This window comes from Paenibacillus sediminis, assembly GCF_017873765.1.
GTDB classification, from domain to species: domain Bacteria; phylum Bacillota; class Bacilli; order Paenibacillales; family Paenibacillaceae; genus Paenibacillus_AG; species Paenibacillus_AG sediminis.
Genome location: NZ_JAGGKP010000015.1, coordinates 1 through 22917, shown reverse-complemented (window position 1 = coordinate 22917; position 22917 = coordinate 1). Strand labels below are relative to the sequence as shown.

Here is a 22917-nt window from a genome sequence, read left to right as displayed (position 1 = left end):
ATTGGAACTGTTAATATATTACATTTATTGAAGAGGATTGGAAAGCAGCGTCAGCTCAGGATTGCCTTCAAACGCTTCCCTGCAGTAATCACAAGTCACACGAACCGTTACTTCGCCACTTGAATCATAGGCTATTATATCTCTGCGTTCCTCGGGGGTCAAGAAATGGAAACCAAGCTGCATTTCGGTTACCTTCGGAGAATCAATTCGCCCAATGAAGGTACGACAATGCCGGCAAATATAGTTTATTGCCATTTATATGCCTCCTGAAAATAGGTTATACCTTAAGTAATGCCCAATTTCATCGAAATTTAGCCCCTGAAGTTACCGCTTTTGCTCATTAACCATTAAACTTAGCCATCGTTTGCTCGAATGTATGATTCAAACTGTATTCAAGGGCATCACAAGTATCTTCAATCATCTGTTTAAGCAGTGAATCTTCTTTCTTAGGGAAAGGAGCAAGTACATAATCGACAATTGAAAATCCTGGCTCAGGACGTGAAATCCCCATTCTAACCCGATTGAACTGTTGTGTGCCAATATGCTGGATAATCGATTTAATGCCATTATGACCGCCAGCGCTTCCTTGATAGCGAAGACGTATCTTGCCGATCGCCGTGTCCATATCATCATACACAACGATCAAATCATCGATGGATGCCTTATAGTAATCCATAAACGCTCTTACCGATTCGCCCGATAGATTCATATAAGTCATCGGTTTGATGAGAACGACTTTGCTGCCGCCGATGTTCCCTTCTCCGATTAACGCTTTGCATTTATTTTGTTTCACGGATATTCCATGCCTGTCTGCTAATCGGTCGATCGCCATAAATCCGACATTGTGCCGTGTTTTTTCATACTCTGAACCTGGATTTCCAAGTCCGACAATCCATTTCATTACCTTACCTCTCTTTCTTCCTATATATGTTTAACTACACGGCTAGGGGTTACATTTCCATTTAGGAAATATAACCCCTCGTCCGCGGCCGTTTATTATTCAATTTCGAATAGTTTACTAATTGATAATTCCTCGTGAACACGAATAATAGCTTCACCCATTAACGGTGCAACAGACAACACTTTCAGCTTACCCGATGGATTGGTATGTGTAAGCGGAATGGTATCCGTTACGACAACTTCCTTGAGCGGTGAATTCTCAAGACGTTCCATCGCTGGACCGGAGAACACTGGATGTGTACAGCACGCGTATACTTCCTTCACACCGCCTTCAACGAGCGCATTTGCACCTAAAATAATTGTGCCTGCCGTATCAATAATATCATCGATTAGAATCGCTGTTTTGCCTTCGATATTACCGATAATATTCATCACTTCGCTGACGTTAGGCTCTGGACGGCGCTTATCGATGATCGCAAGCGGCGCATTTAGGAAATCAGCTAATTTTCTCGCACGTACCACACCGCCATGGTCTGGAGATACGACGATAGGGTTCTCGATTTTCTTAGAACGGAAATATTGTGCCAAAATCGGTACCCCTAGCAAATGATCCACCGGAATATCAAAGAAGCCTTGGATTTGCATTGCATGTAAATCCATCGTAATGACGCGGTGAGCGCCAGCTTTTTCGATCAAGTTAGCAACCAGTTTAGCCGTAATCGGATCTCTAGAGCGAGCTTTACGGTCCTGACGTGCATACCCGTAATAAGGAATGACAACGTTAATGCTTTTCGCGGAAGCACGTTTGAGCGCATCTACCATAACAAGAAGCTCCATCAAGCTGTCGTTAACTGGAGCACACGTAGGCTGCACAACATATACGTGGCAACCACGTACACTTTCATTCAATTTAATTTGAATTTCACCGTCGCTGAATCTCATCGTTTCAGAGTCGCCTAGAGGAATGCCGATATAGTCAGCAATTTGGCGGGCTAGCGTCGGATTCGCGTTACAAGTAAATATTTTTAATTTTGAGTCACAATAAGTCATAAAATAAAAACCCTCCGTGCTGGTTCATTGGAATCATCAATCAGATGCTTTACTGCGTAACGGCTATTAGAATCATCTAAATCAGCTTATTTTTGTTCGTTTTGTTTTTTCTTTTCTATGGCACGAGCACGGATTTTTTCCGCATAGCCCGGTTTATTCTCTTGCCGTTGTCTCGCGATCGCCATATCGTTCTCTGGGACCGAGTCCGTAATGGTCGACCCCGCGACCACATATGCTCCTTTGCCGATCTTCACTGGAGCAATTAAGTTCACGTTACTGCCGACAAACGCGTCATCTTCAATTTCAGTAATGGATTTATTATAACCATCATAGTTGACTGTAATCGCGCCGCAGCCGATATTAACGTTCTTGCCAACAACGGCATCACCGATATAGCTTAGATGCGACACTTTAGAGCCGTCATCGATTGAAGCGTTCTTCACTTCAACGAAATCGCCTATTTTCACATGCTCACCGAGTTTCGCGCCAGGACGAAGATATGCATACGGTCCTACCGTCGTATTCGATCCGACTTCAGCTTGGTTAAGAACCGAATATTTAACAGTGGCAGAATCATGAATAATACTGTCGCTAATTTCGGTGTTAGGACCGATTTCACAATCCGTTCCGATCGTCGTTGTACCGCGAAGAACGGTGCCTGGATAAATAATCGTATCGCTACCTATCGTTACTCCGGCTTCAATGTAAGTTGAAGCTGGGTCAATGAACGTTACCCCGCCGATCATATGACGCAAGTTGATGCGTTCGCGCATAATTCGTTCTGCTTCCGCAAGCGCCACACGGTCATTAACCCCTATGGACTCTGCCGGATCCGCTGTACGGTATGCTTGAACCATATTACCTTCATTTCGCAAAATAGCAATGCAATCCGTCAAGTAATATTCCTGCTGTGCATTGTTATTGTTCAACTGTTCCAGCGCCGCAAATAATTTGGCATTGTCAAAGCAATAAGTTCCTGTATTAATCTCTTGAACAGCATCCTCATCAGGCGTACAGTCTTTTTGCTCTACAATACGCAGCACTGATCCATCTTCGTCGCGAATGACGCGCCCGTAACCTTTCGGGTTATCGAGTGTAGCTGTCAGAATGGTTGCGGCAGCTCCCTTGCTTTCATGAAGCTGGATAAGCGCCTCAAGCGTCTCAGAAGTAACAAGCGGTGTATCGCCGCAAATAACAACTGTCGTTCCTTCCTCGTTTCCTATCAATGATTTAGCCTGCTTAACAGCATGACCTGTACCAAGCTGCTGTTCTTGCAGAACATATTCTGCAGATTCACCTAGATAAGATTTCACTGCTGCAGCACCATGACCAACGACGACAATGTTTCGCTCACAATTTGCGTTTTTTACTGTATCTAAAACATGACCTACCATGGGTTTTCCGCAAACGGAGTGAAGCACCTTATACAATTTTGATTTCATGCGTTTGCCTTGCCCTGCGGCAAGGACAATTGCCATTCTTCTCAAGAATGCCTACCCCCTACTCTTGAACTCAATACGTAATATATCTTATTCTATCAAAAAAGAAAAGAGAGCCATAGCTATGGCTCTCTTCCTTGAACCCCAATAAATGTACATTAAGCGCCTTCTTCGATAACTTCGCTTTCAACCGCTGCGCGCTCATACTCAGCTAAAACAGCAGTTTGAATCTTCTCGCGAGTACCTGAAGAGATTGGGTGCGCAATATCGCGGAATTCTCCGTCTGGAGTCCGCTTACTTGGCATAGCCACGAACATACCATTGTTTCCATCAATGACGCGAATGTCATGAACAACAAATTCGTTATCGATGGTAATGGATGCGATCGCTTTCATTCTCCCCTCAGAGTTAACACGGCGGAGTCTTACGTCCGTAATTTGCATGTGTGTTCACCACCTTTTTCCATCAGAGACTTGGTGTATAATTCCACACAGCAAATCAAAATCCTTCTTTTTTATAGCAAATTTATCCTAAAATAAGGAATTTTTTTTCGTAGAAGAATGTTTTCGACACCTTTCGAGTGCGCTTGATGGTATTTCTCCCATTTCGACAGCTTCGTTATCGATCTATAATTGGAGTTTAATCGTTGAAATAATTACCTGGCGCAGCTTCAATCATTTTCGTTTTGGAATCAACCGCAGTGAGCTTGGCTAAAGAAATATAATCCGTAAGCAGCCGCTCATCGGAATCTACTGTTCCTGATTCAAGCAGTACCCCGACACCTGCAACCGTCGCATCGAACTCGGCAAGCAGATCCATCATCCCTTTAATGGTACCGCCCGCCTTCATGAAATCATCAACGATCAGAACTCGTGATTTCTCCTTAAGCGCTCTGCGAGATAGTGTCATCGTATGCAAGCTTTTATGAGAGCCAGAGACATAATTAATGCTAACGGCGGACCCTTCCGTTACTTGATGGTCCCGTCTAACGAGCACAACAGGCAAATTAAGCTGTGCTCCAGTCGCATAGGCTAGCGGAATCCCCTTCGTCTCTACCGTCATGATGACATCAATGTCTCGGTCAGCAAATGCGGTCGCAAATATTTTGCCCACTTCGTTCATGATGGCAGGTTGTCCAAGTAAATCAGACATGTACAAATAACCGCCCGGCAAAAGCCGATCAGACTGCTCAAGCTGTCTGCAAAAATTTTGAATAAAGCTAAGCGCATCTTCCTTGTGCAGTTTAGGCATGAATTTAACACCTCCAGCCGCCCCAGCGAGCGTATGAAGAACACCAATGCTGCCTTCTTCAAATACCTCTTTGATGATCGCCAGATCCTCACTTATCGACGATTTAGCTGCTCCATAACGATCAGCAAATGTCGTTAACGGAATTAAGGTATGCGGTCTAGACAATAAAAACTCGGTCATTTCCACCAGTCGTGCGCTTCTTTTTAGTTTTTTCACAAAAATACCTCGCTAAATCCGAATGTTATTAATAAAATATAACACAAATGTTCGTTTTTGTCCAAAAGATACATTATATCTTATGTCAATAAACGGACAGCGTACACTTCTTTGCAAAAGCCTCGCAACCCGTTATAAATGCGTGCCACCTTCGATTCTTTCGAGACGAGCCCGAATACAGTCGGTCCGCTGCCTGACATGAGTACGCCATCTGCACCAAGCTTAAGCATCGCCTCTTTCAGTTGCATCACTTCAGGGTGCAAACGGAGTGTAACATCTTCAAGCACGTTGCCAAGCTCTTGGCATACTTTTGCAAAAGATTGCTGCTCAAGCGCCTCCTGCATTCGTCTAGAAGAAGGATGCTTCGTGTTTTCATCAATCTTCAATTTGCCATAAACTTCAGCAGTTGACACATTGATTGGTGGCTTCGCCAAGACAACCCAGCATTGCGGCGGATTCGGCATCTTTGTAAGCACCTCGCCGCGCCCTGTTGCTAGCGCTGTGCCGCCCGTTACACAGAAAGGAACATCAGAACCTAGTTCTGCACCTAACTCCTGCAGCTCCTCATCATCGATGTTTAAACCCCACAGCCGATTCAGACCCCGTAATGTTGCCGCAGCATCACTGCTTCCACCGGCGAGTCCTGCTGCGACGGGAATCTTTTTATCTAAATGTATGTATACCCCGCGGGTTACATCATACCTTTCTTTAATCAGCTTTGCAGCTTGAAACGCAAGGTTCTTCTCATCGAGCGGAATATACCCTGCTTGACTTGAGATAATGATGGTATCTCTAGGCAACTCATACATTTCAAGACGATCCGCAAGATCGACCATCGTCATGATCATTTCTACTTCATGATATCCATCAGCTCTTTTATGCAATACATCCAGCATTAAATTAATTTTTGCCGGCGCTTTTTCATATATTTTCACGGCCACTCACCAATCCTTAGCTTTTCCATTAGGACAACCTAACATATTATATGTAAAACAGTCTGCCTACGTCTATCTCAGGGTATATTTTCACATTTTCTACTCCATCTTAGCAAACTAATGCTTACAAGTCATTTTATCCCAAAAAGGTCTAGAACGAATAGGCCAAAAAAGAAAAGCTTCCCGATTGCTCGGAAAGCTTGATTTGTGCCTATTAGGGTTGCTGGTTACGTGATGCAGCCTGTTCAGCAAGCTGAATAGCTCTTTTCACCATATTCCCTGCATCTTTAGCCTTAATACCGCCCCAACCTTCCTTCTGGACCGTATCATAAAAACCTAAATCCTTGGCCAATTCGTACTTCAGGGTTTCCGACATTACGCTGCGTCTTTTCCGCGACATCGCCAGTCCTCCTTCGATATTATAGGGGATGTTCAAGGTTCGCGAATAGTATCCCTCGGCCTTCCCTTTCTCATTCTGAGCGATTATTCCAGTATTACTTATATATAAATGCGAAAAGCAGCCTAAGAAAGGCTGCTTTGATTGCAAAAAATTACGATTTTACATACGTAATCCGCATTTCGCCCTCGTCTTCACAGACGGTGACTTCTACAGATTCCGTAAGTATATCGGCATAACTGTAAGACACACGTTTAAAAGTCTGCTGTTCTTGATCCAGCTTGACTATAAATACAGAAGGGTAGGTTTCTTCCAAGACGCCAGTTCGTTCGATGGTCTTACGTCGACCACCGTTAGCCCTCAGCAATATTCTCTGCCCAACATGAGCTTCGAGATTGCGTTTGATTTCCAATAGCGCATTTTTTGCCATTGCCTGAACCACCTCTTTCCTTGTCCATTATACAAAAAAAGATGGTTCTTGTCAAATTAAAATAATTAATTATATCAGTATCATTTTTGTGTTGTCAACGAATATTTTTTTACATCCATGCTTAATCCTCACTTTGCCCTTCTTCAGCGAATAAAATCCGCTCGTATGTAAGAAAAAACAAACAAAAACCCCCATAAATGGAGGTTGTCATGAATTCATTTTCACATGTTAAATAGCAGAAGGGGTCACCTTCAGAATAGACAGATCCTGCAGTCGCGGCAGGCCTATTCTATACGTCCCTTTCGTCTCGATGCCTCCAACGCCTTGTGAACCGCTGATTGTATTGTGAAATACATCAGCCATATTCACAGTGTCTCGTATCGACGTATAAGCGGCTTTAGCGGCAACATAGACGGGATCTAGCGCATGGATAAGGATTCTTCCCGGAGAACTGGCGAAGTTTGCTCCTGCTTGCAGCAGAGCCTCGAAATGAGACTGACAAGCCCCTGCAACGATAGTTAATGTATCATAATTTCGTTCATATTCACGCGCGACGCGAATAGCTTGAACGAAGTTAAGCGAATTTTTATAGCTGTTTAAGCTGTATAGATCATAAGTTTGCCGATGCTTAAGCACGCCGTCATGACCTGTAATCACCACAATATCGGGACGAACACGGGGCAACAATCGATAAAGAGCGTTCGCCATACTCGATTCGTGGACATAATGCCCCTCTGTTGGAATTTTCAGCTTCTCATATACATTCATACTTTTTTTTAAATAATTCGGATCCCCATCCAAATGAAGAACTTTACCCGGTATTTCAAAATATGCAAGCTCACCTTGAACGTAACCTTGATTGTACCAATCTTGAACCAAGCCTTCTGGGCTCCGTTCAGCTTGCTTCTTACGCTCTTCACTAAGCAATCTCATCGATTCTGCCGCTTTAATCTGCGCTTGCTGTTCCTTAGAGTTAGTCGGTGTAAAGGGGACCTTGATTAAATCGTATAGAGGGCTGTCAGCCAATAACCGGAATTCTGTCCCTTTGATAATCGCCTGATTATTCCGTACCTCTTCCACTCGGAAGGTCACATCGCCCCCGTATGACTTACGGACAACCAAGTCTCCTAAGTTCATCAAGAAAATCACCTCTTCCCCATCGTATGGGCAGACACCAAGATTGGTTACTCGGAAGAAGCAATTAGCCATAATCTATTCGCAGGCAAAAAGAAAGAATTAACGCACACCTGCTCGAAGCAATATGTTGCTCAGGTTAGCGAACTCTTCGATACTTAATGTCTCTGCACGTCGGTTTGGGGCAATACCGGCTTCATTCAGCAGACGATCAAGTTCGGCGCGTTCTCCGCCAGAAAAATAGCGATTTTTTAAGTTATTTGATATGGTTTTGCGACGCTGAGCGAACGAAGACTGTACGACCTCAAAAAAGTGACCTTCATCGTCTACATCAATCGGCGGTGCTTCTCTTACCTTCAATCGAATGACTGCCGAATCCACATTAGGCTGCGGAATAAATACGGTATGAGGCACCGTACAAATAATCTCAGGCTCGCAATAATATTGCACAGCAATACTGAGACTGCCATAGTCTTTGCCGCCAGGAGCCGCACCCATTCTAAGCGCTACTTCCTTCTGAATCATAACGACGATGTTCTCAAGCGGCAATCTTTGCTCCAACAGTTTCATCAATATAGGCGTAGTTACGTAATAAGGGAGATTGGCAACGACACTAACCCTAGACACTTCTCCAAACTGCTCTTTAAAAAGCTGCTGCAGATCAAGTTTAAGCACATCACCATGATACACTGTAACGTTCGGGTAAGGTTCTAGAACCTCCTGTAAGATAGGAATAAGGCGCTGGTCAATCTCCACTGCCGCAACTTTCTCTGCAGCTTGTGCGAGCTTCTCTGTTAAAGCGCCGATACCTGGACCGATCTCAAGAGCGCCCTTCGTCTTATCAAGACCTGCTGCCCCGACAATTTTATGTAATATATTTTGATCAATTAAAAAGTTCTGACCTAAGCTCTTCTTAAATGAAAATCCATGGCGATGAATGATTTCCTTCGTTCGTTTAGGCGTAGCGATTTCTTCCATACCGTTCACCTTGATTCACAATCCTTCTTTTTCGATTTGAGTAAGCGCCTTTGCAAATTCTTCTCTGCTAATTTTAAAAATGCGTAGCCGCTTATGAAATTGTTTGCCATTACAATATCCGATCCCGAGAATGTTACCCATTGCCATGCGCCGTGCGGCTGCATTAGGATGGACAATTAACCCTGCCTCTATTAAATCTTCCCAGTCAATGAGACCCTCTGATTCGTCATATTCCGTATGTACTCGCGACAATGCGGTGCGAATGGCTTCTGGCGAAGCGTTCTCTACGCCGATATCCCCTTTGCGAGTCGCGTCCGCCTCTGGAATAAACGCATGTTTGCACCCTGGAACACGCTGTGAAATGATTTTGCGAATACGTTCTCCTGCATGATCGGGATCGGTCAAAATAATAACTCCTCGCCGCTCCTGAGCAAGTTTTATACGTTTAATGGTATTAGCGTTGATAGCAGAACCGCCTGTCTCTATAGTATCGGCATCTACGGCCCGTTTAACGGCAACCGTATCATCTCGGCCCTCTACGACAATCACTTCTTTAATCATTAGGTACTTCTCCCTTTGATGTAACTTGTCTAATTATAGATAAAAAAGAAGAGGATATGATCCTCTTCTTTAGCATGAGATATTCATGATCTTAATACTATAACATAAGCTTTTGATTGTAAAATAAGTAACAAAATAATAGGTACTAGTTAAGCTCAGGTTTTACAGGACCGATTACATAAACGGTACGGCCGGTTTTCCGTCCGAAGCTTTTAGCACTTTCGAGTGTATCGTAATATACATCCATTTTGTTACCCTTAATGGCGCCGCCTGTATCTTCTGCACGGCGGAAGCCGATACCTTCGATATATACCCACCAGCCGAGTGGGACAACCCTCTTATCAACAGCGATGGTACGTCCTTCTGTCACTCTTGTGCCAGTGGCCGTTCTCGTGCCAATGCCTGGTTCTTCAGTAGAATAAGCTGTTAAGGATACGTTTTTTAGCACTTTTTTGTACTTAAACGATATTCCAGCTCTCACGATCCTATTCGGACTGGCGCTCACATTTCTCGTCGATAGGGCAGCGGTTTGAATCACACTTTTCTTTGTACCAACTGCAACTACCTTATGAACGAGGTTCTTCTGAACCTCTTTATCAATCAATACTGACGACACGAGTTTGCCGTCTTGATATGTTTGCTCAATATGTTGAATAACGACTCCAGATTGTCCGTCTTGCACAACTTTCGTTTTACCTTTCGGTAAGCTCGGATCACTTGTCTTCACAACGCTGAAAGGAACCGTTGTTCTGCGCTGTACAGTCTTCTTCTCGACTCGTACGACCTTAATGTTCATGTTGGCAGAGACCGGACTATCCAGTGAAGGATATACCTTATCGTTACTGGATAACTGAAATCCGAGTTGTTCTAATGCGTTCTTAACTGTATTTCCTGTTGTATATTTCATTTGCTTACTGCCGTCTGCCGTCACATGGACAGCTACAGCGTGCTCGATAACAACTTTGTCTCCATCACTTAAAGTACTGTTCAGCGGCATCGATACTCGGTCCTGTGGATTCAGAACGATCGACTGCTCAGCTAGTACTTCATGCAACATCGATTTGCGGGTTTCTACCGCTTGGGTCTGACCGTCTACAACAAGGTAGATCTGTTTGTCGGACTGACCATTAATCCATACTAAGATCATGATTGTAAGCACGACTGAGATGATAGCGACTACTGATAAGTGGCGCACATTCACATGCTTAAATCGCAACGCGTAAGACATGCTGGATGATCGTGAACCATGGGTGTCTTCTGGTTGGAAAATGCCCATTTCTTCCGTCCTCCTTCATAGCCCCGCCATCTAGGTTAATACATGATTACAAATAGACGTGACTATATAAAATTTAATACAGAGCACACAGGTGGTAACGATGCGCCCTGCACCGCGGTCCCAGTCTGATCGTTATTCACAGTCACTTCCTGTTATACACACAGTATGATGACAAGCTTTCCTTTATTCAAAACAAAAGAAGCCACAGAAAGAGTAAGAGGAACTCTTTCGTGGCTTCCCGAAATTGAAATAACGGAAATCGGAAACACGATCGTAGCCTCTCTCGATACGCTTACGGGGTTAGCTGTCGGGTTCGGGCTTGAGAGAAGCCCTATCTCGAGACCTGCGCTCATGGCGTAGACTCTTGAATTCACCCCTGAGACCCAAGAAGAAATCAACTACAGAGTCGCTCAAATTGCTATCTGCGACATCTGCATCGGTTCCCCCGTTCTCCGTTGTCGGAGACTCAGCGAGACTGGTCCTGCGGAACCAAAATAGTCTATTCCCAGATGAAAAACTAGGAAATATGTACCATTTTTGATTCAGCATTAAAGCACTGAAAAGATGATAACGTGTTTCGATGCATGTTGTAAAGGAGTAATCAACCACATTTTTCTTAATTAATAGTTAAAAAATTGTAATCTTCTTCTGTTTTCTAATTAAAACTCACATATATATCGCTCTAGCTTCTTTTTTTATAACAAATACTCGTTATTTTAACGAATACCAAATCGTTCCAGTGCATTTTGGGTCGTAATGCTAGCAATTTCCTCCACAGAGACGCCTTTAATTTCAGCTGCTGCTTCTGCCACAAGTTTCACATATCCAGACTCATTTCTTTTTCCACGGTATGGATGAGGAGTTAAATAAGGGGAGTCCGTCTCAATGAGCAATCTGTCCATTGGAACCTCCGCCAATACTTCTTTTGGCTGCTTCGCATTCTTAAACGTAATGGGGCCGCCAAAAGAGATATGGAATCCCATATTTAAGCACATTTTAGCCGTTTCCCAGCTGCCGGAAAAGGAGTGCATTACTCCGCCCACTTCACTTGCTTTCTCTTCACGTAAAATTTTCACGATATCTTCATGTGCGTCGCGATTATGAATAACAATCGGCATATTCAGTTCACGAGCAAGTCCAATTTGCTGGCGCAATACATGATGCTGAACGTCTTTAGGGGATGTATCCCAGTAATAATCGAGTCCAATTTCTCCAATGGCAACTACTTTCTCATGACTGCATAAAGATGCGATCCAATCTAAATCCCCATCTTTCATCGTGACCGCATCGACAGGATGCCAGCCGACAGCTGCATATATAAAATCGTATTTTTCAGCAAGTTTCATTGTTGTCGGAATTGTCTCCCGATTAAACCCGATATTTATCATTCGAGTGACACCCGCTTCTACCGCACGCGCTATAGTATCTTCGCGGTCTTCATCAAATTGCGGTGCATCTAAATGTGTATGCGTATCAAATAACTCTATCATGTAAATCCCCTTTCTTAAGTCTGCTTCATGAACGGAAGTCAGTTCGTTCAAAAATGCGTGCAATATGTACCGGCAAATTTCCCTTCACCGATGCAAGTTTATTTTCCGGGAAGTATAAGTATACTTTCCCCCGCTGAATACCGCTGATCGAACGGACAATATCAGACACTTCAGAAATTTCCCGCAAGTTCTCCTCTCGGTCCAGCAGTAAAATCTGTTCATTTATTTTATCGCCTGCGCCGAATACTTTATAAGGTTGATCCGATGGAAAATCGATTTCCATATCATAATCTGGATTGAGTCCTGCCTGCAGAAAAGCTCGGCGAATCTCGTCAACTTTTTCATAATCTGCCGGGTCTAATTCTACATATTTATATAGCTTTCGTGACATAAATCTCGCGCATAAATCGCTCAGAAGCTCATCTTCTTCATATACCCACTGCGAAAATGCAGTTTGGATCAGCGATTCATCCAGCATTAAGTATTCCTGCACCGTAAGATCTTTATGAAATAAAGCTGGAAGCGGATGAATCAAGAAGCGGAATTTGTGTCCTGCCTCATACAGCTCTTTTGCACGGCGGAATATTTGACGCAAAATGATCTCCGAGCTTCTCGTTACAGGATGAAAGTAAACTTGCCAGTACATTTGGTAACGTGACATTAAATAGTCTTCAACGGCGTGCATTCCGGATTCTTTCACAACCACTCGATTATGATAAGGTCTCAGCATTCTTATAATCCGATCCATATCAATGGTACCATATTCGACTCCTGTAAAATAAGCATCGCGAAGCAAATAATCCATTCGGTCGGCATCTAGCGGACTCGACACCAAATTGACAACGATCGCCTTTTCATACTGTTTAGATACAACAGAAGCGACTTTGGCCGGCAGTTCGTGATGAACTTGCGTTAAGACTTGATTCACTTCCGTGTTGCCAAGAATAATACGGCAAGTCCAATCCTCATGATTCATATGAAAAGCTTCTTCTATAGAATGGGAGAATGGCCCATGCCCTAAATCATGCAGCAGAGCTGCGCAGAGAGCGACAATTCTCTCTTCCTTGGGCCAATCCGTATAACTGCCTCTCTCAAATTGAGAAATAATCCGTCTAGTAATCTCATAGACTCCAAGTGAATGAGAAAATCTGCTGTGTTCAGCACCATGGAAGGTTAGAAAGGAAGTTCCTAATTGCCTGATGCGACGAAGCCTTTGAAATTCATATGTATTAATAAGTGACCAGATGACCTCATCTTGAACATGAATGTAATTATGAACAGGATCTTTGAACACTTTCTCTTCTCTTAACAACTGGTTATTGCTCGCCACAGTCTCATCTCCTTCAAATTGTATCGATTTCCAAAGATTTATATTGAAAATAAATTGAAAATTTCACATAATAGACAAGTGATTTTCGAGAATTTCGACACTTTATGTCGAATTGTGTCGTATTATATCAAATAATATTTTCCATTACTTTTTGATAGTAAAGTATTAAAAAATGTGAATAAACATTGACAAATTACACATTCTCGAAATATTAACCTTTTTTTCAACTGTAAAAAATTTTTATAGGTTGACTGATTTGGGAAAGGTTGGTATTATTAATATCATAATAGATAGAACAATGTCGAATTATGACATACAAAAAATTATATTATTTATACGGTGAGAGAGGAGCAATATTAATCATGATGAAATCAACAGGTATTGTAAGAAAAGTAGACGAACTAGGACGTGTTGTTATTCCTATAGAATTACGTCGCACACTTGGCATTGGCGAGAAAGATGCTCTTGAAATTTATGTAGACGGCGAGCGCATTATGCTCAAAAAATATGAACCTGCTTGTATCTTCTGTGGCAATGCAGAGAACGTTACATACTTCAAAGGAAAAATTGTTTGCAGCGATTGCATTTCAGAAATTCCTGTACCTGTGACAAAATAAAAAAAATAGTATATAATAGAATTAATTAAATTGTTAATTCTAACCTTTTTCATATCTCCTTGACCTTCCTTGGCGTTTATATAAGCCTCGTGAAGGTTATTTTTTTGTCCTTGTTGTATGACTTTACTCTAATAATGCATTATAAATATCCCGCTTCGATACTCCGCGATCACTAGCTGCTTTTTTCATCGCATCTTTTCGGCTAATTCCTTCTGTTTGTTCATAGTGTGCCACATGCTCTTCAATAGATAATTGTTTCCACCATTCATCCAATTGTTGCTGCTCCTCTTCAGCAGTTATTCCCTGAACTATAACGCAATACTCACCTAGAGGCGGATGTTCTTCCAGCCAATTTAAACACTCTTGAACGGATCCGCGAAGCATTTCCTCATATCGTTTGGTAAGCTCTCTCGCTAGAACAACCTGGCGATCACCCAGTACCGTGCCAATATGCTCCAATGTTTTGATCACGCGGTGAGGTGATTCGTATAAAATTAAAGTACCTTGCGCACTTTGCACAGACGTCAGTATATGTTCCCTTTCTTTCTTCTCTCTCGGTAAAAATCCAAGGAACGTAAATCGATCGGTCGGTAAACCCGATGCAATAAGAGCTGATAATCCGGCATTCGCCCCCGGGATTGGAATCACGGGTATTTCTTGTGCGACAGCCAGTTTAACTAGATCTGCACCTGGGTCAGAAATGGCCGGTAATCCCGCATCACTGACAAGCGCTAAATTTTTTCCTTCTATTATATAGCGTATTAATTCAGGGCCGCTTGCTTCTTTATTATGTTCATGATAACTAAACAACATCTTAGGCGATATATTAAAATGCGTTAGCAGTTTTCTCGTCTGCCTCGTATCCTCAGCCGCGATAATATCACATTCCTGAAGCGTTCTTACCGCCCTATATGTCATATCCTCTAAATTACCGATCGGAGTTGCGACAAGATACAGTTTACCAGGTGCTCCTTTATCTCCCTTGTCTTCAAAACTTCGTTGAACCGTAATACTCATATTCTTCCCTCTTTTGATCCGTAGTATATATCATAAATTTCCGGACAGTATTCTCCCTGTTCATTATATACAATTAGCGGCGGCAACAAACGGACATCCGGCTTACCATTGCGTATCGCTTCGATGAGCACCATATTTGCTTCTAAATGGGCACGCGGATGAACAAATCGAATGCGTTTTGGCTCGAGTCTATTTTCACGCATAAGAGATATAATTTCACCAAGACGCTGCGGTTTATGAACCATCGCCACTTTGCCGCCTGTCCGAATAAGACGTTTACACGCAGCTATGACTTCTTCCAGTGTACAGCTTATTTCATGGCGAGCAATGGCCTGATGTGGATTAAGCTTAATATCTTGTCCTCGCAATGCCATGTAAGGGGGATTGACAGTGATTGCGTCATAGACTTCATACCCCGTTTCCAAATGCAGTTCGCGTAAATCGCCGTGTCTAATTTGAATACGGTGTTCAAGTTCATTCATCTCCACACTCCGCTTAGCCATATCCGCTAGACGTTCTTGAATTTCAATTCCTTCAATATGTGCTCTTGTGCGCGTTGACATGAGTAGAGGAATAACACCATTTCCTGTACAAAGATCAATAATTTTGCCTTTCTGCGGTAAGCTCACAAAATGCGCAAGCAGCACCGCATCCATTGAGAAACTGAACACCTCATCGCTCTGAATAATATGCAAATTTTCAGTAAGCAGATCATCTATACGTTCTGCATCATTAATGAGTACTTTTTTCATTGAAACAATCCTTTACTATTCACTTGAAAAAAAACCGTAGGCAGTTTCTCCTACGGCTCTTGTCATTTATTTATTCAAAAAAGATAAGCAAAACAGGCAATCGCCCTCCGTGCGCAAATGACCATAATAGACGTTGCAAATGTGAAAGCCTTCATGATATAACCTTGCTAAATTGTCATATCCTTCTCCTACCACGTCCATAAATTCTTTCGACGGTCCTGCCACTGGGACAATATGTTCTGCTGTCACCTTGGAACCTTTTTGGACTGGCACTTCCCGCTTCAGTACTTTGCGAAGCTGTTCATTTTCAATCGTTAGTCGTTGATTTTCTTCCAGAAGTTCTTTAATGACTAGCTTCAGTTTACCTAAATCACTGTGCATATTTCCCAGTTGGGTTTCCATTTCTTGAATATACGCAAAAATATTCTTTTTATCCAATTTCCCACCCCGGAGCTACCTCTTTGGTTTTTACTTAACGACAACGTCATCCATTGAAAGTTCTTTGACTTTGCTAAGTTCAAATATCTGGACATGAACGGTACGAGCACCCGCATTGATTGCAACAACCTTGCCATCACCATAAGAGGTAACGACAAGTTCGCCAACCGATGGAAGCTCTTCCTTAACACTTTCATAATTATCATGTTCAAATTTAAGGCAGCACATGAGTCGTCCACACAGCCCTGAAATTTTCGTTGGATTGAGCGACAAACTTTGATCCTTAGCCATTTTAATAGACACCGGTTCAAAATCGCCAAGCCACGAGGAACAGCACAGAACGCGTCCGCAAGGACCTATCCCGCCTAACATTTTCGCTTCATCGCGAACCCCGATTTGCCGAAGCTCGATTCTTGTTCGGAATATACTTGCTAAATCCTTAACAAGCTCCCTAAAGTCTACTCTACCTTCAGCAGTGAAATAAAAAATAATTTTATTTCGGTCAAAGGTATATTCGACATCTACCAGCTTCATTTTCAATTCGTGTTCTTTAATTTTATTTAAACAAGTGGCAAACGCATCTTTTGCCGCAAGCTTATTTTCCTCAACAATAAGAGCGTCAGAATCACCTGCAATACGGATTACCTTTTTGAGCGGCAATACGACATCGGATTCTTCAACCTCTTTTTTTCCGACTACAACTTTTCCATACTCGATCCCGCGAGCCGTCTCAACAATAACCGATTGATCCTTTTCGATCGGTAAATCGAGCGGGTCGAAATAATATATTTTACCCGCTTTTTTAAAGCGAACACCCACTACACTATACAAAAACTAACCCCCTTGTATGCCAATCAAAAACTGTTCGAGACAGAGCTGGCCGTTCACATGAAATCGTAACTTTTTTTTACTTTCAGCGGCCAGAGCCATGCAAGAGACCCATTCTTCCGTGCTGCGGGCTGTTGCAACTTTGGAGATAAACTCCAGTTGATCTATAAAAACGATACTTTCGTGCTGATCATAAGAAGCATAAATCATATCTTTGAACCACAAATGAAAAAGGTCAAACAGTCGATCTAGGTAATCACCAAGTCCACCTTTAAACAGCTTCTGCTGTGCAGTTATGAGCGAGGCGCTGCCTTTGCCCATAGACTCCTTCCCTAATTGTAACATTACGTTTCTAATTTCTGCAAACCAATTCTGTTGGAGAATTTCTCTACATTCATCAAGTCCTGCCGCCAAATGCACCGCACATCTGGCAAGCTGTTCTGGATATCCTTCATCCGAAAGCGCCTGCAGCATCACCTTCATATTCATCGCTTGAAATGGAACTTTTTGCGACCGGGATTGAATCGTTGGAAGCAAAGCCTGTCCATTATCTGTGATGAGTATGGCAACTGCTGGTGAAGGCGGTTCTTCCAAAAATTTGAGCAGACTGTTCGCAGCTTGTACCGTCATTTTCTCCGCCTGATCAATAATGTAGACCTTTGGATGTTTCGACTCTTTTCGGTATGAGAAAATTCGCTGTAAATCACGAATCTGTTCTATTTTAATACTTGCTCCATCGGGAGCGATGATATGAATATCTGGATGATTACCGTGCTCAACTTTACGACATTCTAGACACTCACCGCATGCATCATCCACACACTCGGTACAGAAAATAGCCTTAGCAAATGTAAGCGCCATTGTCATTTGTCCGCTGCCAGCAGGACCGCTAAACAAATAGGCATGAGAGATTTTATGTTCTCTAAGTCCATTTTGCAATATTTGCTTCGCGATATCCTGCCCTATAATTTCCTTAAACGACATATTACCTCTCTTTTCTATGCGATCAATTAGAACAGAAGGTTGATGAGCATGCCGCGAATATCACCTATTTTTTGCAGCAGTTCAATTTTACCTTCTTCGCTTTCAAGCAGTTCGTCTGCCATCGATAGAAGTGTTGCATCAATTTCTTCAAGCAGCTTATATCTCTTCGTTCGTCCTCTACGGTCGAAACCCCGTGTTTCTTTAATTTTAACACCGCGGCGAACCGTATCTTCCAAAAATCGCTTGACCATTTGTCTATATGATTTTAATTCCCTAATGGTCATTGAACGGGCGAGACGATCTCCCTGCAACTGAATCTCTTTGAACCGACGATTGAGTTCTTCTGAGCTCGCTTGCCCTTCCTGCTGATGCATAACGTCAGCAAAGTTTTTTTGTTGTACTGGCTTTGGCGATCCATCTGTAACCGCCCTTCCGCTTTGCGGCGGAATGTAACCCGGATTGATTTTCAAAGGGATCCCTGCCTTATCTATTAAAAATGCTCAAAACGGTCAACTGGAAGTACGAATACGGTAGCTCCTCCTACCTGTACTTCAACAGGAAGAGGTAAATACGAATCGGTCGTGCCGCTCATCGGTGTCATTGGCGTGACAAGCTGCTCTCGCACTTTACAGCTGCTGCGGATAACGTTAAGTACCGCCTCCACCTGACTGTCATCGACTCCGATCATAAACGTGCTGTTCCCAGCCCTTAAAAAGCCGCCAGTACTAGCCAGTTTGGTAGCTCGGAAATTTGCCTTCACAAGCGCGCTAGACAATCGATTGCTGTCTTTGTCTTGAATAATCGCAACAATCAGTTTCACTTACAGCCCCTCCTCGTAATTTACAGCTCATCATTCTCGAATCTATTTCCTGAATATGAGCCTCATTATAATTATTTGACAAATTGGATTAGAAATCCTTTAAAATTCGCACTTCTAATTGACGAATCATTTCTTCTGCTACTTCTTCTTGTGAACGAGATGCATCAACAACGAAAATGCGGTCAGCGTACATATCTGCAATAATCTTGTAGCCTTCTCGTACTTTGTAATGAAATGATAGATTTTCTAAATCAAGCCGATTCACTTCATGATCATCGCTTGTTGCAATGCGTTTGAGTCCGATTTCAGGAGCAATATCTAAATAGAAAGTAAGGTCTGGGAGAAGATCTCCTATCGCAAATTTATTAATTGACCATACATTCTCCAGTCCAAGTCCTCGCGCATACCCTTGATAGACTAGACTGCTGTCTACAAATCGGTCGCACAGAACTAGAATTCCTTGCTCTATTGCCGGTCTAACCTTCTCTGCAAGATGCTGGCGACGTGAAGCTGCATACAGTAACGCTTCTGTACGAGCATCCATTGCCGTATGCTTCGGATCAAGAATAATGTCTCTTATTTTCTCAGCAATTTCAATTCCGCCTGGTTCCCTTGTCACAATGTAAGGAATAGACCGGCTGTCTAAGTAATCAGCTATTCTCTGAATTGCCGTGGACTTTCCTGATCCTTCACCTCCCTCAAGAGTAATAAATTTTCCTCTACTATTCATCTGTCTTCCTGCTTTCATCTATTATATATACTCTAATTGTTTTTAATGTTGGATCTGCTGTACCTTGGCATTTTACATGTTGATCACTAAGCTTGATAAGCTTGCTCGCCAGTTCATCCGTAATGAGCTCGCCTGGATACACAATTGGAATACCTGGCGGATACGGTATAATCATTTCAGCCGCAGTGCGGCCTGCGCTTTCTTGTACAGTTACCTTATCTATTCGATCTTGAGAGACAGGACTCAGCCGAAATGGAACTGGTTCTGAAATATCCGCTGTATTGTTCCACGTGGAAAATTCGACAAAATCGATCTGCTCCTTGTCATTAAAAGGGATACTTTGATGGGCTTCTTCATATATATGCTGGAGTGCTTCTAAAAGGTACTTAGCATCTTCGGTCGTAGATCCGATACTAAAAACAAGTACGACATACCTTTCATCGCTCATTTCTGGTATGCATCCGTAACGCTCCAGCTCTCTCTGTAAGTCATACCCGCTAAGCTTTCCATTCTTATCATACAATACAACTTTGAATGGATCCTGTGTTATATATGCATCATTCGCCCAAGTGGAAGGCTGGAGCAATCCAATGTGCGGTATTTTGTTTAGCCCGTTCTTAAAAGCTTCTACAACCGCAAGTCCAGAATGAAATAAATTGTCCCCTTCTACATCAAGCAAATGACGGCTCAAATCCAGTGAAGCCATAATGGGATAAGAAGGACTCGAGCTTTGCACTATCGCAAGGCGCTGACGAATCAACTCCCGATTAAGGAGTTTGCCTTGTATATGAAGCATTGCTCCCATCGTCATCGCTGCCAACATTTTATGCGTGGATTGAACGACACCATCGGCGCCGCTTGCAAGTGCATTTCTTGGCAAAGCAGGATGTTGTCCATAGTGAGCACCATGCGCCTCATCAACGAGCAGCGGTATTCCATATGAATGACACGCTTCAGCTAAACTCGTTAAATCTGTCCCCATTCCGTAGTAGTTGGGAGACGTTACAAGCAGTCCTTTGGCATGAGGATAACGTTCAAGCGCTCTATTTACTGTATCAACGGACGGCGTCGTTGCCAGCCCCGTTTCAACATCGACCTGCGGCGCAAGAAACACCGCATTCGCACCAGCCAACATAAGGCCATTCAGAACCGATTTATGCACATTGCGCTGTACCAGTAATATATCTCCCGGTTCGGTACATACGGAAAGGATCAGTGCCAAGTTGCCAACCGTACTTCCCCCAACGAGAAAAAATGTTTGTTCCGCTCCAAAGCACCTTGCTGCAAGTTCCTGAGCTTCCCTAATCACACCCTCAGGATGATGAAGATCATCAGTACCTATAATTTCAGTAAGATCAATCTCCATCACTTCCGAGAACTTATTAGGTCTGCCTGCATTTATATACACTTGTCCATTTTTATGACCTGGCACATGAAATGATTTATATCTATGATTCTTATAATCAAGCAACGCATCATACAGCGGAGCTTTGTCATTTTTTTTATCCATTTTTATTTCCTTATCCAATTTACTCTTTCTTTTATTTTATCGTAAAAAAGGGACAAACACCTAATAAAAACACAAAATTTGACGAATTTCCCATAAACAAAAAAGGCTCTTAATTTAATAAGGCCTCCCTGTATGTGCTTCATTTTTACGCGTTTTTCTCAACCCATATTTGTTTTAATTGATGAATAAAGAAAGGATATTTCGCGTCCTGCACGTCCGTCTGTACAATTTCGGATTCACAATCCTCACAAATAAATTCCGATACAATAAATATTCCTTCATCCTTTTGCTCTCCGCAAATAATACAGGTGCTTACGGCATGATCCTCCATAAACGATCCCACCTTGTTTGTTTTGCTATCAGTATGGTACAGTTTCTACTATTTTAAACACCTTTCATAGCAGTTTCAAATATTTATATATAAATATGCCCAGATTATACCCCGTGTGTCTGTACACAGTACATAAAATCGTAAACAAAACTTTGAATTCGTCCGATATATTTATTAAACAAATGCATTCTATGTCCTATAAAACAAGAATCACTGAAAAATAAAGGAGGACAGCTTGCCATATGGCAATTGAACAAAACGAGAAAGCTACTTTTTATCAATATCGACTTATTCGAAAAATAAACAGAAACTATAAAATGCGTCGCATTTATATGGTTTTACCGCTGCTTATGGTCATTAGTGAAATATGTTTATTTTCTTGGTCAAGTATACTGTTCTTTGTACTAGCTGCACCAGTCGTCATTTGGATTCAATATGTCATATCGCACTCCGTGCTCGTTATAGCTGGACAGTCTTATCGCAAAAGATGGCGTTTTTCTAAACAATTCCCATGGTTCGGCTATATGCCGGATCAGCATGTAGGTTATTCTATTTTTCGAAGAGTCAGCTTGCACATGACATGGATTGGACTTTGTGTCATTGCTGTACTTATTCCGTGGTCGCCTATTTCGTTTATATTATCGCTAATCTTTTGGCATGTCTGGTCTATACTCCCTCGAATTTATACATTTGTATGTTTAAGAAAAGAACCTAAGGACGGCATGATTAAATTTAATCCTGAAGATATATCATACTATCTCCAATAGGCAAAGAAAAAAGCCTCCATTAAAATGGGGGCTTCTTATTTACTCTTACTTATTCCTTTGACCGCAGGATTCTCGTCTTCCTTTACAATCATTAAAGTAAAATAATTATCGTATACCGCTATATGAATCATTTGCGTACCTTTTTGAAAAGCACGCATATTGCCCATCCTCTCGGATTCATGTTCCGTCCAGCCCCATGTTTGAATTTCTTTCAAATAGGCGTCTGGAATACCGTTCATTTCCTTTAATCCATTCAAAGAATAACGCACATAATCCATCTTTGGATTATTAGACGTATGGTCCGTTTTATTCGCTTCCTTCGGAACTGGAAATCCTTTATCGATTGCCGAGCCTTCAAAAGACGTCCAAGAAGTTTCATGTTGTGAGCATCCAGCTAAAAAGATTAGCAACATGATCAGTATGAAGCAACCCCAGCATTCTCTTCTTTGCAAGACATCTTCCTCCTTACTTGGCTAATCTGTCTAATACAGACCGAAAATTCACTGTATCATTTAGAGTGGTGTAATTATACCTAATACTTAGTATATTATACCTACAAATAATTCCTTATCAGTAACAAAAATGTTACAATATATTATTTGTTTTAATTGAATGATTCTGATCCTCTTATGAATTCATATAAAAAAAACCACTGCCGATATTCATCAACAGTGGTTTTTTGCTTGGCAACGTCCTACTCTCCCAGGACCCTTCGGTCCAAGTACCATCGGCGCTG

At 42.3% G+C, this 22917-nt stretch carries 28 protein-coding genes and 1 riboswitch; of the genes, 2 read left to right on the top strand and 26 right to left on the bottom strand.

Annotation, left to right across the window (positions count from 1 at the left end):
• Positions 1 to 24: 24 nt before the first annotated feature.
• The 15 genes from fin to J2Z20_RS16415 all read right to left on the bottom strand — a co-directional run bounded on the left by fin (position 25) and on the right by J2Z20_RS16415 (position 13387).
• A complete protein-coding gene (gene fin, locus J2Z20_RS16485; RefSeq protein WP_209852945.1) occupies positions 25 to 255 on the bottom strand; it encodes an anti-sigma-F factor Fin in 231 nt (76 codons plus the stop codon).
• Positions 256 to 340: 85 nt separating this feature from the next.
• The gene (pth, locus tag J2Z20_RS16480; RefSeq protein WP_209852943.1) at positions 341 to 901 is read right to left on the bottom strand and encodes an aminoacyl-tRNA hydrolase; all 561 of its coding nucleotides are present in this window, start codon (positions 899 to 901) and stop codon (positions 341 to 343) included.
• 95 nt (positions 902 to 996) lie between these two features.
• Entirely contained in the window at positions 997 to 1950 is a 954-nt protein-coding gene (locus J2Z20_RS16475; protein WP_209852941.1) for a ribose-phosphate diphosphokinase, read from the bottom strand.
• A gap of 86 nt (positions 1951 to 2036) precedes the next feature.
• Entirely contained in the window at positions 2037 to 3428 is a 1392-nt protein-coding gene (glmU, locus tag J2Z20_RS16470; protein WP_209853009.1) for a bifunctional UDP-N-acetylglucosamine diphosphorylase/glucosamine-1-phosphate N-acetyltransferase GlmU, read from the bottom strand.
• A gap of 119 nt (positions 3429 to 3547) precedes the next feature.
• The gene (gene spoVG, locus J2Z20_RS16465) at positions 3548 to 3832 is read right to left on the bottom strand and encodes a septation regulator SpoVG (RefSeq protein WP_209852940.1); all 285 of its coding nucleotides are present in this window, start codon (positions 3830 to 3832) and stop codon (positions 3548 to 3550) included.
• A gap of 196 nt (positions 3833 to 4028) precedes the next feature.
• Entirely contained in the window at positions 4029 to 4856 is an 828-nt protein-coding gene (purR, locus tag J2Z20_RS16460; RefSeq protein ID WP_209852935.1) for a pur operon repressor, read from the bottom strand.
• 80 nt (positions 4857 to 4936) lie between these two features.
• A complete protein-coding gene (gene ispE / locus J2Z20_RS16455; RefSeq protein WP_209852933.1) occupies positions 4937 to 5791 on the bottom strand; it encodes a 4-(cytidine 5'-diphospho)-2-C-methyl-D-erythritol kinase in 855 nt (284 codons plus the stop codon).
• A gap of 214 nt (positions 5792 to 6005) precedes the next feature.
• Positions 6006 to 6191: a small, acid-soluble spore protein, alpha/beta type gene (locus J2Z20_RS16450; protein WP_209852931.1), complete on the bottom strand. Its 186-nt coding sequence runs from the start codon at positions 6189 to 6191 to the stop codon at positions 6006 to 6008.
• 151 nt (positions 6192 to 6342) lie between these two features.
• The gene (gene veg, locus J2Z20_RS16445; RefSeq protein WP_209852929.1) at positions 6343 to 6618 is read right to left on the bottom strand and encodes a biofilm formation stimulator Veg; all 276 of its coding nucleotides are present in this window, start codon (positions 6616 to 6618) and stop codon (positions 6343 to 6345) included.
• A gap of 228 nt (positions 6619 to 6846) precedes the next feature.
• Positions 6847 to 7755, bottom strand: coding sequence for a sporulation peptidase YabG (gene yabG / locus J2Z20_RS16440; protein ID WP_209852927.1), 909 nt, complete (start codon positions 7753 to 7755; stop codon positions 6847 to 6849).
• 99 nt (positions 7756 to 7854) lie between these two features.
• Positions 7855 to 8730, bottom strand: coding sequence for a 16S rRNA (adenine(1518)-N(6)/adenine(1519)-N(6))-dimethyltransferase RsmA (rsmA, locus tag J2Z20_RS16435; RefSeq protein WP_209853008.1), 876 nt, complete (start codon positions 8728 to 8730; stop codon positions 7855 to 7857).
• 15 nt (positions 8731 to 8745) lie between these two features.
• Positions 8746 to 9291, bottom strand: coding sequence for a ribonuclease M5 (rnmV, locus tag J2Z20_RS16430; protein WP_209852925.1), 546 nt, complete (start codon positions 9289 to 9291; stop codon positions 8746 to 8748).
• A 145-nt stretch (positions 9292 to 9436) separates the two neighbouring features.
• The gene (locus tag J2Z20_RS16425; RefSeq protein ID WP_209852924.1) at positions 9437 to 10567 is read right to left on the bottom strand and encodes a resuscitation-promoting factor; all 1131 of its coding nucleotides are present in this window, start codon (positions 10565 to 10567) and stop codon (positions 9437 to 9439) included.
• Between the two features lie 273 nt (positions 10568 to 10840).
• Positions 10841 to 11049: riboswitch (cyclic di-AMP (ydaO/yuaA leader) on the bottom strand.
• A 234-nt stretch (positions 11050 to 11283) separates the two neighbouring features.
• The gene (locus J2Z20_RS16420; protein ID WP_209853007.1) at positions 11284 to 12054 is read right to left on the bottom strand and encodes a TatD family hydrolase; all 771 of its coding nucleotides are present in this window, start codon (positions 12052 to 12054) and stop codon (positions 11284 to 11286) included.
• Between the two features lie 28 nt (positions 12055 to 12082).
• Positions 12083 to 13387 (bottom strand): HD domain-containing protein, encoded by a 1305-nt coding sequence (locus tag J2Z20_RS16415; RefSeq protein ID WP_209852923.1) that lies wholly within the window; start codon positions 13385 to 13387, stop codon positions 12083 to 12085.
• A gap of 362 nt (positions 13388 to 13749) precedes the next feature.
• Here J2Z20_RS16415 and J2Z20_RS16410 point away from each other — a divergent pair, with 362 nt between their 5' ends.
• Positions 13750 to 14004 carry an AbrB/MazE/SpoVT family DNA-binding domain-containing protein gene (locus tag J2Z20_RS16410; RefSeq protein ID WP_209852921.1) on the top strand — a complete coding sequence of 85 codons (255 nt, stop codon included), beginning with the start codon at positions 13750 to 13752 and terminating at the stop codon, positions 14002 to 14004.
• Between the two features lie 123 nt (positions 14005 to 14127).
• Here J2Z20_RS16410 and rsmI read toward each other — a convergent pair whose 3' ends face one another.
• The 10 genes from rsmI to J2Z20_RS16360 form a co-directional block, all read right to left on the bottom strand.
• Positions 14128 to 15021, bottom strand: a complete 894-nt coding sequence (gene rsmI, locus J2Z20_RS16405) for a 16S rRNA (cytidine(1402)-2'-O)-methyltransferase (protein ID WP_209852919.1) — start codon at positions 15019 to 15021, stop codon at positions 14128 to 14130.
• The gene (locus tag J2Z20_RS16400; protein ID WP_209852917.1) at positions 15018 to 15773 is read right to left on the bottom strand and encodes a tRNA1(Val) (adenine(37)-N6)-methyltransferase; all 756 of its coding nucleotides are present in this window, start codon (positions 15771 to 15773) and stop codon (positions 15018 to 15020) included. Before J2Z20_RS16400 ends, rsmI begins: the two co-directional genes overlap by 4 nt.
• 66 nt (positions 15774 to 15839) lie before the next feature.
• Positions 15840 to 16211, bottom strand: coding sequence for a DNA replication initiation control protein YabA (yabA, locus tag J2Z20_RS16395; protein ID WP_209852915.1), 372 nt, complete (start codon positions 16209 to 16211; stop codon positions 15840 to 15842).
• Between the two features lie 30 nt (positions 16212 to 16241).
• On the bottom strand, positions 16242 to 17042 hold the full coding sequence (locus J2Z20_RS16390) for a PSP1 domain-containing protein (protein WP_209852913.1): 801 nt from the start codon (positions 17040 to 17042) through the stop codon (positions 16242 to 16244).
• Positions 17043 to 17045: 3 nt separating this feature from the next.
• Complete coding sequence (gene holB / locus J2Z20_RS16385) at positions 17046 to 18023, bottom strand: DNA polymerase III subunit delta' (RefSeq protein WP_209852911.1); 978 nt, start codon at positions 18021 to 18023, stop codon at positions 17046 to 17048.
• 26 nt (positions 18024 to 18049) lie between these two features.
• Positions 18050 to 18493 carry a YaaR family protein gene (locus tag J2Z20_RS16380; RefSeq protein WP_209852909.1) on the bottom strand — a complete coding sequence of 148 codons (444 nt, stop codon included), beginning with the start codon at positions 18491 to 18493 and terminating at the stop codon, positions 18050 to 18052.
• A gap of 20 nt (positions 18494 to 18513) precedes the next feature.
• On the bottom strand, positions 18514 to 18843 hold the full coding sequence (locus J2Z20_RS16375; RefSeq protein WP_209852907.1) for a cyclic-di-AMP receptor: 330 nt from the start codon (positions 18841 to 18843) through the stop codon (positions 18514 to 18516).
• Positions 18844 to 18931: 88 nt separating this feature from the next.
• Positions 18932 to 19573, bottom strand: coding sequence for a dTMP kinase (gene tmk, locus J2Z20_RS16370; protein ID WP_209852905.1), 642 nt, complete (start codon positions 19571 to 19573; stop codon positions 18932 to 18934).
• On the bottom strand, positions 19566 to 21083 hold the full coding sequence (locus J2Z20_RS16365) for an aminotransferase class I/II-fold pyridoxal phosphate-dependent enzyme (protein WP_209852902.1): 1518 nt from the start codon (positions 21081 to 21083) through the stop codon (positions 19566 to 19568). Before J2Z20_RS16365 ends, tmk begins: the two co-directional genes overlap by 8 nt.
• Positions 21084 to 21228: 145 nt before the next feature.
• Positions 21229 to 21414 carry a sigma factor G inhibitor Gin gene (locus J2Z20_RS16360; RefSeq protein WP_209852900.1) on the bottom strand — a complete coding sequence of 62 codons (186 nt, stop codon included), beginning with the start codon at positions 21412 to 21414 and terminating at the stop codon, positions 21229 to 21231.
• Positions 21415 to 21656: 242 nt separating this feature from the next.
• On the opposite strand from J2Z20_RS16360, the gene J2Z20_RS16355 reads away from it, so the two are divergent.
• Complete coding sequence (locus tag J2Z20_RS16355; RefSeq protein WP_209852898.1) at positions 21657 to 22181, top strand: hypothetical protein; 525 nt, start codon at positions 21657 to 21659, stop codon at positions 22179 to 22181.
• Between the two features lie 35 nt (positions 22182 to 22216).
• Here the strand turns inward: J2Z20_RS16355 and J2Z20_RS16350 are convergent, their stop codons facing one another.
• Entirely contained in the window at positions 22217 to 22633 is a 417-nt protein-coding gene (locus tag J2Z20_RS16350; RefSeq protein WP_209852896.1) for a hypothetical protein, read from the bottom strand.
• Positions 22634 to 22917: the final 284 nt, after the last annotated feature.